This is a genomic window from Pseudohongiella sp., from assembly GCF_011050365.1.
Taxonomy (GTDB): domain Bacteria; phylum Pseudomonadota; class Gammaproteobacteria; order Pseudomonadales; family Pseudohongiellaceae; genus Pseudohongiella.
The window spans coordinates 44122-58459 of the sequence record NZ_DRFV01000015.1 but is presented as its reverse complement, the minus strand read 5'-3'; the positions used below and the strand labels follow the sequence as shown (position 1 = coordinate 58459).

General features: G+C 57.2%; 13 protein-coding genes. 4 read left to right on the top strand and 9 right to left on the bottom strand.

All coding sequences use genetic code 11. The annotated features are described in order from the left end of the window. The first annotated feature begins 27 nt into the window (after positions 1-27). The gene (locus ENH71_RS11925) at positions 28-1545 is read left to right on the top strand and encodes a TolC family protein (protein ID WP_294129935.1); all 1518 of its coding nucleotides are present in this window, start codon (positions 28-30) and stop codon (positions 1543-1545) included. Next, positions 1538-2836: a multicopper oxidase family protein gene (locus ENH71_RS11920; protein WP_317622330.1), complete on the top strand. Its 1299-nt coding sequence runs from the start codon at positions 1538-1540 to the stop codon at positions 2834-2836. The genes ENH71_RS11925 and ENH71_RS11920 overlap by 8 nt, the downstream gene beginning before the upstream one ends. 41 nt (positions 2837-2877) lie before the next feature. On the opposite strand, the gene ENH71_RS11915 is transcribed toward ENH71_RS11920, so the two are convergent. Beyond that, positions 2878-3957: a GGDEF domain-containing protein gene (locus tag ENH71_RS11915; protein WP_294129939.1), complete on the bottom strand. Its 1080-nt coding sequence runs from the start codon at positions 3955-3957 to the stop codon at positions 2878-2880. 58 nt (positions 3958-4015) lie between these two features. Beyond that, on the bottom strand, positions 4016-5371 hold the full coding sequence (gene gorA / locus ENH71_RS11910; protein ID WP_294129941.1) for a glutathione-disulfide reductase: 1356 nt from the start codon (positions 5369-5371) through the stop codon (positions 4016-4018). Positions 5372-5511: 140 nt separating this feature from the next. On the opposite strand from gorA, the gene ggt reads away from it, so the two are divergent. Continuing rightward, positions 5512-7197 (top strand): gamma-glutamyltransferase, encoded by a 1686-nt coding sequence (gene ggt, locus ENH71_RS11905; RefSeq protein ID WP_294129943.1) that lies wholly within the window; start codon positions 5512-5514, stop codon positions 7195-7197. Next, on the top strand, positions 7181-8335 hold the full coding sequence (locus ENH71_RS11900; RefSeq protein ID WP_294129945.1) for an NAD(P)/FAD-dependent oxidoreductase: 1155 nt from the start codon (positions 7181-7183) through the stop codon (positions 8333-8335). Before ggt ends, ENH71_RS11900 begins: the two co-directional genes overlap by 17 nt. Before the next feature lie 32 nt (positions 8336-8367). Here the strand turns inward: ENH71_RS11900 and ENH71_RS11895 are convergent, their stop codons facing one another. The 7 genes from ENH71_RS11895 to fabF form a co-directional block, all read right to left on the bottom strand. After that, positions 8368-8934, bottom strand: a complete 567-nt coding sequence (locus tag ENH71_RS11895) for a DUF411 domain-containing protein (protein ID WP_294129947.1) — start codon at positions 8932-8934, stop codon at positions 8368-8370. Between the two features lie 31 nt (positions 8935-8965). Further along, complete coding sequence (locus tag ENH71_RS11890) at positions 8966-9352, bottom strand: PilZ domain-containing protein (protein WP_294129949.1); 387 nt, start codon at positions 9350-9352, stop codon at positions 8966-8968. Further along, the gene (gene holB, locus ENH71_RS11885) at positions 9303-10328 is read right to left on the bottom strand and encodes a DNA polymerase III subunit delta' (RefSeq protein ID WP_294129951.1); all 1026 of its coding nucleotides are present in this window, start codon (positions 10326-10328) and stop codon (positions 9303-9305) included. Before holB ends, ENH71_RS11890 begins: the two co-directional genes overlap by 50 nt. Continuing rightward, positions 10318-10986, bottom strand: a complete 669-nt coding sequence (gene tmk, locus ENH71_RS11880) for a dTMP kinase (RefSeq protein ID WP_294129952.1) — start codon at positions 10984-10986, stop codon at positions 10318-10320. The genes holB and tmk overlap by 11 nt, the downstream gene beginning before the upstream one ends. 52 nt (positions 10987-11038) lie before the next feature. After that, the gene (gene mltG, locus ENH71_RS11875; RefSeq protein WP_294129953.1) at positions 11039-12076 is read right to left on the bottom strand and encodes an endolytic transglycosylase MltG; all 1038 of its coding nucleotides are present in this window, start codon (positions 12074-12076) and stop codon (positions 11039-11041) included. Between the two features lie 137 nt (positions 12077-12213). Beyond that, positions 12214-13089 carry an aminodeoxychorismate lyase gene (pabC, locus tag ENH71_RS11870; RefSeq protein ID WP_294129955.1) on the bottom strand — a complete coding sequence of 292 codons (876 nt, stop codon included), beginning with the start codon at positions 13087-13089 and terminating at the stop codon, positions 12214-12216. After that, positions 13089-14333, bottom strand: a complete 1245-nt coding sequence (gene fabF, locus ENH71_RS11865) for a beta-ketoacyl-ACP synthase II (RefSeq protein ID WP_294129956.1) — start codon at positions 14331-14333, stop codon at positions 13089-13091. The genes pabC and fabF overlap by 1 nt, the downstream gene beginning before the upstream one ends. Positions 14334-14338: the final 5 nt, after the last annotated feature.

Here is a 14338-nt window from a genome sequence, read left to right as displayed (position 1 = left end):
AATTCAAACCATGAAAGGACTATTGTTATGCCATTTCAGGCGTTTGCCCTGTTGATGCTGCTGCCGGCACTGATCGCATGCAGCACAACAGGCGATGTAATGACCGCATACGGAAAAACCGACGACTCTCATCAACAGCCACTGCTGCTGGCGTTGCATGACTGGTCGCCCGCGCTAGGCACAATTGCGACGAGACCGGTTCAGGTGACAACTGATAACCCCGCAACTATCCTGAATCCGGCGCAGGCCCAGGCTTTCGCCTTGCAGCACAGCCCGGCCATCAGATCGATACTGGCATCACAAGGGATCGCCGATGCCGATTACCGCCAGGCCACATTAATCAATAACCCGGGATTCAGCGCATCCGCGCTGCGTGCTGAGGGCAGCTGGAAGACCGAATTCGGCATCAGCCTGGGCATCCTCGACTGGCTGACACTGCCCATGCGAAAGCGCCTGGCGGGTGCCGAACTGGAGGCAGCGCGAACCGGCGCACTGACCGCGTTAACCCGCGAACTTGGCGCTGTTCGCAGCCGCTACTTCGCTGTCGTCGCTGCCCGACACGCAAGCCGACAACAACAACAGACAGCGGAAGCTGCGCGGCTCAATGCCGAACTGGCTCGCCAGCTGAACCAGGCCGGCAATCTGAGCGAACTGGAGCAATTACGCTACGAAGACGAGCTTGCCCGACAGCAACTGGCCGCTCAGCAAGCCATAACCGATGCTGATATCAGACTGGCTGAGCTGGAGCTGGCACTGGGTCTGCCATTCAACAGTGAGTTGGTGGTACCTGATGCCTTGCCGGATACAGACGCAGATCTGCTGACACCGGCGGCATTGCGAGCCATCCTGCAGAATGCGGATACCTTTGCAGCATTGCTGACAACAGCCATGCAGCAACGTCCCGAGGTTACCATGATGCGCAATACGCGCGAATCCCTGGAGCGCCGCCTGGATTTGCAGCAGAAGCAGTTTGGTATGTCAGAGCTTGGCCTTGGGCTTGTCACCGAACGCGAACCCGACGGCAGCACCGCGTCGGGCCTGGAACTGGACCTGAGTCTGCCGCTGTTTGATCGCGGTCAGCATCGGGTTTCGTCAATACAATCACGGCTTGTACAATTAACTGCCGATGAGCAGGCCCTGCAACTTGCCATCGCCCATCAACTCAGCCGCAACCTCAACAACCTGCTCAACCTGTCGCAACAGGTCAGGCAATTGCGCGACCAGGACATTCCGCGCCAACAACGCATGCTGGAACTGGTTCTGCAGGAATACAATTTCATGTTGTCAGGCCCGTTTGAGCTGATCAGTGTCAAACAACAGGAAACCGAGACCGTGATGCGTTATGTCAGTCTGCTTGAGCGTTACTGGGCAGAGCACGCTGATTTCATGCAGCATTCAGCCAACACCGCTGATACGTTTGTCGCCGGATTGGTACCGACATCGGATCCATCTGCCCTGTCACCGGACTCTTCTTCACCACACTCGCCTGCGCCACACTCTCTGGACTCTGAATCCTCCAACCATCAGGAGCACCATCATGATTAATCGTCGACAATTGCTGCTGGGCAGCGCCGCCGGTTTTGTCAGTGCCGGTCTAAGCGGCCGATCCGCAGGCACGCAAACCGCACAAGCACCGGCAACCAACAGCAGTTCGCAGAACGCGGCAACCGATCGGCCCTATACGCCGGTGGTGACCCCGAATGGCCGCACCCTGCCCTACAAAATGCGCGATGGCGTCAAGGAGTTCCACCTGATAGCCGAAGAGGTAGATCATGAGTTCGCCGAAGGCACCCGCATCAAAGCCTGGGGCTACAATGGCAGCACGCCGGGGCCGACACTGGAAGCGGTTGAAGGTGACCGGGTCAGGATTTTTGTCACCAATCGCTTAAAGGAACCCACAACCGTGCACTGGCATGGGTTGATTCTGCCCTTCGGCATGGACGGTGTGGCCGGGCTCACTCAGAAAGCAATTCCACCTGGCGAATCATGGGTTTACGAATTTACCCTGAAGCAACATGGCACCCATATGTACCATCCGCACGCTGACGAAATGCTGCAGATGGCCATGGGCATGATGGGGATGTTCATTATTCATCCCAAACAACAGGATGACGCCAATCATGTTGATCGGGACTTTGCCCTGCTCCTGCACAACTGGGCCATACACCCGGGCACCTATCGGCCGGACCCCAGCGTGATGACTGATTTCGACCTATGGACGATCAATAGCAAGGTATTTCCTGCCATTGCTCCGTTGCTGGCGCAGAACGGGGAACGGGTACGCGTCAGAGTCGGTAATCTGTCAATGTACAATCATCCCATGCACATGCACGGCGTACAGTTTGATGTCACCGGATCCGATGGTGGCCGCTGGCCGCGGGGCCAGTGGCGCAAGGAAGTCACCGAGATCGTCGGGGTCGGGCAGACACGGGACCTGGAATTCACCGCTGTCGCCGGCGACTGGCCGTTGCATTGCCACATGTCTCACCACACCATGAATGCCATGGGTCATGAATTGCCGGTCACCACAGGAGTGGATCAGTCAGAACTGGCACGTGAGATAAGACAGATGATTCCCGGCTACATGGCGATGGGCGAGAACGGCATGTCGGCGCACCAGGAGCATATCGATGCCGGCCATATGCGCGGCCCGCAAAATACGCTGGCAATGATGGGAGGTCGGGGCCCGTATGGGCCGATGGAAATGGGTGGCATGTTCACCCTGATCAAGGTACGTGACGAACTTGACGGTGATAACGATCCGGGCTGGTTTGAGCCGCCACAGGGTACCCAGGCATACCGGGTAAATTCTGTGCCGGACGACTTGCCGGTCTGATCACGGGGTCGCGATTACCCCGGACACGGTGGTGATCGCGGCTAAACCGCTGCACGCTTGTCGTTGCCGTCAGCCGCCTGTTGTTGTTCGCCTTCATGGTCACCATCAAAGCACACCCAATTGCGGCCCATGGACTTGGCTTTGTACAGCGCCTTGTCTGCCCGGTCCACCATGCTATTGGTGCTTTCATCAGCGCGCAGCTGCGCAACGCCAATCGAGACCGTCAGATCAGCTTCCGCCTGCGGCTGGTCCCCTGCGTGACTGGCAATACGTTGACGTATGCCTTCGGCCAGAAAGGACGCCTGACTCAGTGACGTGTTTTCAGCCACCACGATAAATTCTTCGCCGCCATACCGGTACAGCGTGTCGGTCGGTCGCAATCGCGCCTGCACCTGCTCTGCTACCCGGCACAGAACTTTATCACCTTCAGAATGGCCCAGGGTGTCGTTGATGCGTTTGAAATTATCAAGGTCGATCATGATAACGGTCGCCGGCGTGGCATAACGCTCAAAAAGGTTTTTCACATGTAACAGCGTTTCATCCATGGCGGTGCGGTTGCCGACCCGGGTCAGCGGATCGATGGTAAGCATCAAATCGAGCTCGTTATTTTTCTTTTCCAGTTGCACCGAGAAGGTGTACAGGAAAATGTTGATCATGGCGAATGCCGCACAATAGCGCACAATATAGGTCGGATCGTCGAACGCCAGGACCACTGCGGCCAGACAGGCCAGTGCATTGACCAGCACGGCCGGACGACGATCCAAAATGTAGTAATTGGCAACGCCGCTGGCATATAACCAGTAACTGGCCATCATGCCGACTTCCATGATGAAAAATATGTTGGCGCCGGTTTGCACAATGGCAATGGACCAGGCGGCAAACGCATTAAAGCCACGCCTGATCAGTGAGACCAGCGCAAAAATCTGCAGCACAACAACCGGCAACAGGATGCCGGAAATCACCAGACTGCCCCAGAACAGATGATAAAGTGCAAACGGCAAACCGAAACTGATGCCGCAGGCAGAGACCGCAATCATGACCCGAGTGTAGAACTCAAGATCACGCGCCTGCGCATTAAAAATCGATGATTTTCTGGCTGACCTTGATTGTTTTACTGACATAGAGTTTCATCTTTATTATAAATTGAGCCACGCCGACAGCGGACCCGTTTATGATGTTTCAGTCATCAACCGGTGTCCGCATGGTGACGAATTCTTCCGCCGCCGTCGGATGTATGCCGATCGTCAAATCAAACTGGGCCTTGGTGGCACCAACCTGCATCGCCACTGCCATACCCTGCATGATTTCAGCGGCATCATCCCCTGCCATGTGCATGCCGACTACACGATCCGTTTCCTTGTCCACCAGCATTTTCATCAGGCTGAATGATTCGCGTCCGGTAAGCGTGTGTTTCAGGGGACGGAACCGGCTACGATAAACCTCGATGTGCTGATGACAACTGCGGGCTTCGGCTTCCGTCATCCCCACTGTTGCAATCTGTGGGTCACTGAACACCGCTGCCGGAACCAGATCGTAGGACACGCGCTGCTCCGGCCCGCCAAACAGGCGCCTCGCCAGTGCCTGTCCTTCCGCCAGTGCCACCGGCGTCAGCGTCACCCGATCGATCACATCACCCACCGCATATACGCCGGGCATGCTGGTTTCAAAGTTCCCGTCGACAATAATGGCGCCGACATCGGACAGCCTCACATCATGGTCAGCCAGCCCCAGATTCGCCGTCGCCGGTACACGGCCGGTAGCATACAGCACAGCGTCAAACGTTTGCTTGCTGCCATCAGCAAACAGCACCTGCTTTTGATCACCCAATGTGTCTATACGCTCAATGTCTGAATTCAGTTTAAGATGTGTGTAGCTTTTAATGGCGTCGGTGAAAAAAGTACGTATATCCTCATCAAAGCCGTTGAGCAGCGAATCACCACGATAAGCCAGCGTCACTTCTGTTCCCAGTCCCGAGAACACCCCGGCAAGCTCGGTCGCAATATAACCCCCGCCAACAATCAGCACCGTTGCCGGCTGACTGGTGAGTTCAAAGAAATCGTCAGAGTCCATGGCGTGCTCAATGCCCGGCACCGGCGGCATGAAGGACTGCCCGCCGACGGCTACCAGTATATGTTTTGCTGTGATTTCCCGATCACCGACAGTGACACGATTGGCACCCGAAATTCGTGCATGGCCTTCATGAATATCGACATTGGCAGCACTCAGCAGGTTTTTATAAATACCGTTCAGCCTTTTGATTTCCTTGTCTTTGTTTTGTTTTAGCAACGACCACTCAAATACCGGCGGGGTCTGCGTATGCCAGCCGTAGGCAGCACTGTCTGCGATATCATGGCGAGTGTGGGCAGCGTAGGTGTAAAGCTTTTTCGGTATGCACCCGACATTGACACAGGTGCCACCAAAGAAACGCGCTTCCGCGATGCCCGTGCGGGCTCCCAGCGCAGCCGCCGTGCGGGCGGCACGCACGCCGCCGGAACCGGCGCCAATAACAAAAAAATCGTATTCGTAAGTCGACATAAGCTACCGTGCTTCTCCGCTTTTTTCCAAAAAAATGCCAATGATCATAACGTTGGCTATGACTGCTGACAAACGCTTTATGATAGGATGAACAACAGATTCAATGAATATAAATCTGACCTTTATCAGAGGCATCGTACATGCTGAACCGCTCTTATCTTACCTGTTTGCTCGTTCTGACTCTCGTTTTTTCCCCTCTGTCATTCGCCAACACCGTATCGGGCAGTAATGGCGTGGTGACATCGCGCTCCCAGCTCGCCTCGGATGTGGGCGTGGAAATTCTGCAACAAGGCGGTAACGCCATTGATGCCGCCGTCGCAGTTGGTTTTGCGCTCGCAGTCACGCATCCGTCTGCCGGCAATATCGGCGGCGGTGGTTTCATGGTTATCAAACTGGATGATGGCACGGTGGTGACCCAGGACCACCGTGAAAAAGCGCCCGGTGCTGCATTTCCTGACATGTTCCTTGATGCGACAGGCGATGTCGATCGCCGCAAGTCACTCTACAGTGCTCAGGCAGCCGGCGTTCCCGGCAGTGTGGCGGGCATGCTCGACGCGCTGCAGCGCTACGGCTCCATGAGCCGTCAGGCAGTGATGGCACCCGCCATCAGGCTGGCGGAACAGGGGTTCCCACTGACACCCGACATGGCCGGTGATTTTGCCCGTGTCGCCGACAGCATGAGCGGCTACCCCGCCTCCACTGCCATCTTCACCAACAACGGCCAACCCTGGCAAGCCGGCGACATCTGGGTCCAGAGCGACCTGGCGGAATCGCTGAAGCGAATTTCCGAACAAGGCAAAGACGGTTTTTACCGGGGCAGAACGGCTGATCTGCTGGTGGCGGAAATGCGCCGTCTGGGCGGCATGATCACGCACGAAGACCTGCAAGCGTACGACGTAAAATGGCGGGAAGCGATCAGCGGCAGTTATCGCGGCTACGATATCTGGTCCATGCCGCCACCCTCCTCCGGTGGTGCTCTGGTCGTGCAAATGCTGAATATGCTGGAACCTTATGACCTGGAAGCTCTGGGCTGGGGTACTGCCAACACCATTCATCTGATGGTGGAAGCTCAGCGCCGCGCCTACGCGGATCGTGCCGAACACATGGGCGATCCGGACTTTTATCCGGTGCCACTGGCCATGCTGACAGACAAGGACTATGCCCGTGAACGTTTCAGTGACTTCAATCCGGAGCAGGCCTCTGACAGTGAAGATATCGGTGCCGGCACCTGGCCAGCGGAAAGCACCGAAACCACACACTACTCCGTCATGGACAAAGATGGTATTGCCGTGTCGGTGACCACCACACTCAATCTGGGTTATGGCAATCGTATTGTGGTCCCCGGCGCGGGATTCCTGCTGAACAACGAAATGGATGACTTTTCCGCCAAACCGGGCGCACCCAACGCCTATGGTTTGCTGGGCGATGAGGCCAACAAGATTGAAGCGGGCAAACGCATGCTCAGCTCCATGACGCCGACCATTGTCACACGTGACGGGGAAACGGTACTGGTCACCGGTTCACCGGGCGGCTCCACCATTATCAATACCGTCTTTCAGGTGATTCTGAATACACTGGACCACGGCATGAACATTGACCAGGCCGTCGCCGCTCCGCGCATCCACCATCAGTGGCAGCCGGACATTGTCCGCTATGAACCCGATGCCTTTGTCGAAGGGGCACTGGAGACGCTGGAACGTATGGGCCATACAGAAATGCGGCCCGGTGGTTACGGTATCGGTGACGCCAACTCGATTCTGGTTCGCGATGGCGTCATGCACGCCACTTCCGACCCACGTAATGACGGGGGTGCAGCCGCTTATTAACTCTGTCGTCCGACAACCGTTTGATATCTGCATCGTCGGCGCCGGCATTATGGGCCTGGCGCTGGCCCGCCACCTGTCGGCGCACTGGCCCAAAGCCTCTGTGCTGGTACTGGAACAGAATGCCGGCACCGGCCAGGAAACCAGCAGCCGCAATAGTGAGGTCATTCACGCCGGACTTTACTACCCGCCGGGCAGTCTGAAAGCACGACTCTGTGTCCGGGGCAATGCCCTGCTCTACGACTACTGTGCCAGGCACGATATCCCGCATCAGCGCATTGGCAAACTGATTGTGGCCCAGCCAGGCGAAGAGGCGGCGCTGGACCAGCTGCAAACTTCCGCGCAGGCATGCGGCGTGGAATCACTGACGCCAATGTCACATCAGGACATGACGCGGCTGGAGCCGCACCTGCAGGCCAGTGCAGCGCTATGGTCACCGGATACCGGCATCATTGACAGCCATGCACTGATGCATCGTCTGCAACATGAGGCCGAACTCAATGGCGCTCTGGTCGCTACCAACAGCCGTTTGCTGCGGGCCGACTGCCAGGGCCCCGGGATTTTTGACGTTGACGTCGAAGCCACGGGAGAGGAGGCACCTTTCCGCCTGCGTAGCCGCATGCTGATCAATTGTGCCGGCTTATCAGCCAACCAGGTTGCCGCCTCAATAGGCGGCATCGATCAGAGCCTGATACCGGCTTTGCATCTGGTCAAGGGGCATTACTTCGCGTTGTCCGGTCGCTCGCCGTTTCGCCACCTGATCTACCCGGTGCCGGATAGCCGACACCGCGGGCTGGGTATTCACGCGACGCTGGATATGGCAGGTCAGTGCCGTTTCGGCCCGGATATCGAACCGGTCAGCAGCGTCGATTATCGCGTCGATGAGTCACGTCGGGCGACTTTTGCCGAGGCAATCAGAACCTATTATCCGGCACTTGATGAAACCCGTTTGCAGACCGCCTATGCCGGCATACGGCCGCGTCTGGGCTCCGCTTATGCAGATTTCATGATTCAGGATGAGTATGTTCATGGATGCCCCGGACTGATTCAATTATTTGGTATTGAATCACCGGGGCTGACGGCCAGCCTGGCACTGGCCGAGTTGGTGACATTGAAGCTACAGGACCAGGCGCCGCTGTAATTTATTAGCACTGCTCTATTATTGCCAACCTGTCACTGATACTGGGACTGCTGATCGGTGACCCGGGTATACAATTCCGTGCTGCCATCGGTTTTCAGCAAGTAGACGTCGTAGGCATCAAAGCGCTCGCCCACTTCCATACCCGGGCTGCCAATGGGCATGCCCGGCACCGCCAGACCTATCGCATCTGCCGGTTTGTCAGCCAGGTACCGGTGAATCAGATGCGCCGGAATATGACCCTCAAACACACTGCCATCCTGTGCCACTGCTGTGTGACACGACTGATATCGCAGTGTGACACCGCGCTGCAGTTTTTCCCGGGTCAGTGCATCATTATCTAGATCGTGGGCAACCACCTGAAATCCGCGCTCTTCAGCGTGTTCTATCCACATGCCACAACAGCCGCAGGTCGGACTCTTATAGACATCCAGCACGGCAGTTTCTGCGACCGCAGCAGCTGACGCAGTTTGCTCTGATTGCGGACCGCAGGCCAGCAGGGAAAGACACAACGCGGTGAATGCCGACACCCGGAGCAGAAGTCTGGCAAAAGCAGGTTGGCTGCCGCGACGGTGTTGCATACTTTGACTGATAAACTGCATGAAGACTGCCTCCGAAATAAACCTTTTGTGATCATAACAGAGCTGTCAGCAACGATTCTATAGATCGTCTGATATCCGACCCGTCGGCATCAAAGTGCAAGCCGACGCCCATGCCATTGCCACCCTGTGCCTGCGCCGGGGTCAGCCAGGCCACAGTGGCATTCAGGGCATGGGTTGTGCGCTGACCGGCGGTGCCCGGCAATGCTGGCAGCGTTACCAGCAAAAACAGCCGCTGGCGCAACGCATACCGGCGAGCCCCGGGGACAAACAGCCCACCCCGTTTGAGGAATGGCAGAAAGCAGCGCTGCAATACACGCGGATCCCGTATGCTGACGGATATCAGCAGGGGACTGACCTGTGTGTTCTGGTTATTGTCGGGAGGCGATAAACTGCACGTCCCCTGGTTTACGGGTGACATCCTTGTCTCCTGTGGTGTTTTGCCAAAGGCTGAAAATATGTTCCAGCGCCATCAACGGGTTCGGGTTGGCGCCACTTTCCAGTTGCCTGTGAATCAGAGTGAGCTCACGCCCGACCTCCAGAAATGCTCTGGCGGCCATGGGTTGTTGGGCCCGCAGCGCCTCACGCGCTTTGTGCAGCGATAACTCCTGCATCAGTTGTATAGCATAATCTGGCGGCTGGGCGTGGCAGTATTTCGCCACTTCCAGTGGCGTCAATCGCCCCGCAGCCATATCCTCAAGCTGCTCCTGCACAATGCTGCGCCATGCCGGGATTCCGGCTTCCAGCAAGGCCAGCGCCTGCAGCGGCGCACCGGGCGCCAGTGACAGCGCCGCGTCCAGTTCAGCGCTCGCTGACGACGAGTGTTCGGACAGCCAGGCCATTCCCTGCTCCGGTGATGCCGGCGCCAACGGCAGGGGCTGGCAGCGACTGCGGATGGTCGGCAGCATTTGCGCACCCGGCTCACTGATCAACAAAAACAGCGTTCTGCCGGGCGGTTCTTCCAGATTTTTTAACAACGAATTGGCAGCCCCGACGCCCAATGCTTCGGCCGGTCGAATAATAATGACCTTGATGGCACCGGTCTGGTTGCTGGTCTGGTTAACCAGACGTGAAATGCTGCGTATCTGGTCAATCTTGATGCTGCTTTTGCCCTCTTCCGGCGTAATATCCAGCACATCCGGGTGATTCCCGGTATCGAACAACAGGCATTGCCGGCACCGGCCACAGGCTACAGCGTCCGGCACACCTTTAACCGCGTTGTCTGCCAATGGTTCCGTGCACAGCATCCGTGCCGCCAGCGCACGGGCAAACTGATACCTGCCGCTGCCCGGCAGCCCGCTGATCAGATAGGCATGTGCCAGACGCTCGTGGCGTTGTTGCGCAATGACCTGCATCCAGGCGTCGATGTGCCACGGCAGAACAGCGTCAAAGGCCATGATGCGGCTCCGCTGTTGCCTGAGCCCGGCTAACGCTGCGCTGGCAGAACTGGTGCAACCCTGCCCTGATCTGGGCCTGAACATCGACCAGGGGTTTGCCGGCATCAACGATCAGGTAGCGATCGGGCGCCGCCTGGGCACGTTCCAGATAGGTTTGCCTGACCCGGGTGAAAAAACTGATGGCTTCCTGCTCAAAGCGGTCCGGCGCCCCGCGCTGATGTGCCCGGGCCAGGCCAACAGCGGGTTCTATATCCAGAATCAGCGTCAGGTCGGGGCGCAATTTGTCCTGTACCAGGTCCTCCAGCGCCGCGATAAGAGACATATCAAGCCCGCGCCCACCGCCCTGATAGGCATAGGTTGCGTCGGTAAAGCGATCACAGACCACCCATTCCCCGCGCAACAATGCAGGCTCAATCAGTTGGTGCAGGTGCTGTGCACGGGCCGCAAATACCAACAGCAGTTCGGTCAGATCCGACATTTTTTCATCGCGGGGTGTCAGCAGCAGTTGCCGGATTTCCTCGGCCAGCGCAGTGCCACCCGGCTCCCGACTCTGAATAAAGGGAATACCCTGTTCCGCAAGACATTCACATATCCAGTTGATATTGGTAGTTTTACCTACGCCTTCAATGCCTTCAACCGTAATCAAGCGACCTGACACGTTAATCCTCTTTTATTGGCGTTGACCCATGACCACGTTGTGATGATGAGTCTCAATTGGTCTCGCTATCGGCACCACCACGCAGATAGCGCTGCACGGCCGCATTATGTTCTTCCAGCGTATCGGAGAACTGGTGACTGCCATCGCCGCGCGAAACAAAGTACAGGGCGCTGCCCTCGCCAGGCTGCAAACTGGCATGAATCGAGTCACGCCCCGCCAGCGCAATTGGCGTGGGTGGCAGGCCATTGATGCGGTAAGTATTGTACGCGGTGGTGGTGTTCAGATCACTACGATAGATGACGCCATCGTAACGGCTGCCCATGCCATAGATCACGGTGGGATCGGACTGCAATCGCATTCCGGTTTGCAGGCGCCTGACAAAAACCCCGGCGATGTCCTGCTTTTCTGCCTGGTAACCGGATTCACGTTCGATAATGGACGCCATGATCAGTGCCTGCCAGGGCGACTCGTAAGGCAGGCCCACTGCCCGCTGTTGCCATTCCTCGTCCAGAACCTGCTGCAGACGCTGGTTGGCGCGGCGCAGGATAGCAAGATCGGTGGTGCCCTTGGTGTAGAAATAGGTATCGGGAAACAGGCCGCCTTCCAGCGCCGGCAAATCGGTTTCCAGTGCCGCGTGAATGTCTTCATCCGACTTGTCGGCCAGCACCTGCGTGATATTGTCCTGCTGCCAAAGGTTCGTCAGTGCCTGGCGCACGGTCCAGCCTTCGACAAAGGTTATGGGGTATTGCACGACACGCCCCGACATCAGCAAATCCATTAGCGTTGTTGGCGTCAGATTCGCCGTCAGCGCATATTCGCCACTGCGTATACGGCGATCAAAACCGTGCCAGCGTGCCCACAACACCAGGGCACGCGGCCAGGCCAGATAACCCTCTGCCGATAGCTGATTGGCAAGCTGTTGCAGTGAGCGGCCCGGTTCAATGTCGACCACCACCGGCTCGTCGGGCAGCGCCAGTGGTGAATCCAGGTACTGCCGCATCGCCAGCCATGAACCGGCCGTCAACAGCAGCACGCTGACGCACAGGAGTACAACAATAATCAGCAGTCTGCGACCGGAAATCAAAGCCATGGCGATATAAATAAACTCTTCACAAGTGCTGCATTAGTGCTGCACGATGGCTGCACAACTTCCGGCTAAATCTGCGCCCTATTTCGTGATCAGCTTTATGCACTGCCGCAGGTTAATGAAACACTGACTTAACCCATTTACTGACAGGCCAATCCGCGTTGCGCACGCCGCGCCATGGCATCATCAGTCAGAACCCGGGTCGCGTCCGAGGTAAAATCATACAGCCGGTTGACCGGCCAGATACCCAATACACTGTTGCAAATAAACACTTCGCTGGCAAGCATCAGCTCATCAGCCGGAATCGTTCTGACCACCACCCCGATACCCTGCCCTGCGCACCACGCCAGCAGCGTCTGCCGCATAATGCCGCAGACACCGGCGGCAGTCACATCCGGGGTACAAAGCTGATCGCGGATAACCGCAAACACATTACTGCGGGTCCCCTCGATCAGGTTGCGCTGGTTATCAAACATCAGGCCCTCTTGCAGCATCGGGTCAACGTGCGGCCGGTTTTGTGCAGCAACCAGCTCCCGACTGCCCATGACCTGATCCAGACGATTGAGATGCTTCAGCCCGCCCAGTCCGGGATTGACCGAAACCCGATGCTGGCACAGCATGCAGGCGATACCCTGGCGGGCAAATTCAGCGTATTGCGCGGGCATGGGATGAAACTGGATCAGGCTGCGCGACACTGCAGATGTCGGCGGGGCATAACCGCGACCACCATCGCCACGCGTGACAATGATCTTGACCACGCCTTCAACAGGCGCCTCCGGTCCGGAGGGCAGGCAGGAAAACAGGAAGTTCAGATGCTGTTCGATTGTCGCCAACTGCAAGGGAATGCCCAGACGTTCGCAGCTTTGCTGCAGGCGACGCAGGTGGGCGGGCAATTGCAACAGTTGTTGCCGGCGATAGCAGATGGTTTCAAACACACCATCGCCATATAACAAACCACGATCGCTGACCGGAATGGTATCAGCCAGCACACCATCAACCAGCGTCACCGCGACCATCAGGGCAGTCGCGTAAAGATCAGGGAGCCATTGGTGCCGCCAAAACCGAAGGAGTTATTGAGCACTGCATTCAGATTCGCGTCCCGGCTACTGCCTGGCACATAATCAAGATCACAGGCTGGGTCTGCCTCGTGCAGATTGATGGTCGGCGTAATGACCTTGTCATGCATTGACATGACACAGATGATCGCCTCGACCGCACCGGCGGCACCCAGCAAATGTCCGATCATGGATTTGCTGGAACTGACGGGCAGCTTGAATGCATGATCACCAAACACGGTTTTCACCGCCTGGGTTTCGGCGACATCACCGGCAACCGTGGAGGTGCCATGGGCGTTGATATAGTCAATATCAGAGGCGTTCAGTCCGGCACTGTTCAGGGCATTCTGCATACAGGCGGCGGCACCACGGCCGTTCTCCGACGGTGATGTCATGTGGAAAGCATCAGCACTCATGCCAAAACCGGAGAGTTCAGCGTAAATGGTCGCGCCGCGCTTGCGGGCATGCTCGTATTCTTCCAGGACCATGATGCCGGCACCATCACTCAATACAAACCCGTCGCGGTCCTTGTCCCAGGGTCGGCTGGCCGCCTGGGGATCATCATTACGCGTTGACAGGGCGCGTGCAGCGCAGAATCCGCCGAGTCCAACCGGCGAGGTCGCCATCTCGGCGCCACCGGCAATCATCAGATCGGCTTGCCCTGACGCAATCATTTGCGCTGCGAGTCCGATATTGTGGGTACCGGTGGTGCACGCGGTGGTGACCGCGATATTGGGGCCCTGCAGGTTGTAACGAATGGACAGCGTCCCGCCCAGCATATTGATGATGGAGCCGGGAACAAAAAATGGCGACACCTTGCGTGGACCTGCACTGCGGATCAGCTCGGCATTGTTCTCAATGGCGGTAATACCACCGATGCCGGATCCGACAGCCGCGCCAAACCGCGTCGGATCGAAACCGCCCTCTTCCAGACCAGCGCTGCGCATAGCCTGAACACCCGCAGCCATCCCGTAAAGAATGAACACGTCCATGCGTTTGGCATCTTTGGCCGACATGTAAAGATCGCTGTCGAAATTTTTGATGGAGCCGCCAAAGCGGGTAGTGAACGCTGATGTATCAAAATGCTCTATATTATTGATACCGCTCTTACCGTCTTTTAGCGCCTGCCAGGTTGAGTCAACATCGTTACCCAAAGGGGTGACCATGCCCAATCCTGTCACGACTACTCGTCTGCCATTGAACACGCTTC